Source organism: Paenibacillus sp. 01T422 (genome assembly GCF_056398785.1).
This window is the reverse complement of record NZ_JBFTQB010001456.1, coordinates 1-789: the sequence shown is the minus strand read 5'-3', so window position 1 is coordinate 789 and position 789 is coordinate 1. Positions and strand designations below refer to the sequence as shown.

Genomic DNA, 789 nt, shown 5'->3' with positions numbered 1-789 from the left:
ATTAGTTGAAAGATGTAATCAAATTGAAATATTATTTTCATTCTGTCTTAATGAATTAAGCCTATACTAAGAATCAAGACCCCCTTTAAAATATATAACTTAGACTCGCGGCCCGTTGCTGTGGGTCTCTTTTTTTATTCACCTAATGGGTTAGCGTGGTGGCCAGCAGTTGGGCAGGAAAGTTGAATACGATATTTGAATATCTATAAGTAGATTTAGACGAATTATGGAGGATAAATGATGATAATCAAAGCGGAGGTAATAAATCAGCCACAATCAGGAGAATGCAAGGAGAGGATTTATGATATTTTGAGCCCCTGGAATTCCCAAAACTGGACTTGGATTAAATTCACAAACGATGATTTAACCGAATGGTGTGGAAACTTTAGAGGGTTTCCACGAGATGTTTCTGTATCAAAAAGGTATAATTCCGTACTTGTTCTAACTTCGGATTATTTATATAGACTTGACAGTGTTAGTGAAAAGTTAGTTGAATATGAATCCCAGCCTAAATATCAAAATCTGACAGTAACCACTTTAGGCGATTTCATTTTAGCTGATTACTATAATATCGAAATCATTAAATCAACATATTATCCTAAGCCGAGATAAAGAACTGAGGATAGAAGGCTGTGAAATCGCTCATTCCATTAATGACATTTTTGATCTGTGCCAAAGTGAGGATAAAGTCTTCATTTTTGGAGGAGAACAGATCTATAAGGTGTTTATGCCTTATGTTAGAAAGATGTATATTACAAAGATTCACCATGAATTTGAAGGGGATACATA

The 789-nt window shown here is 34.6% G+C and carries 1 protein-coding gene and 1 pseudogene; both read left to right on the top strand.

Going from position 1 to position 789, the window contains the following annotated elements; translation table 11 throughout:
• The first annotated feature begins 237 nt into the window (after positions 1–237).
• Positions 238–612, top strand: a complete 375-nt coding sequence (locus AC1DUA_RS39485; RefSeq protein WP_477504865.1) for a hypothetical protein — start codon at positions 238–240, stop codon at positions 610–612.
• Positions 587–789: pseudogene (locus tag AC1DUA_RS39480) on the top strand (dihydrofolate reductase); the annotation flags it as partial. The gene AC1DUA_RS39485 and the pseudogene AC1DUA_RS39480, both read left to right, overlap by 26 nt.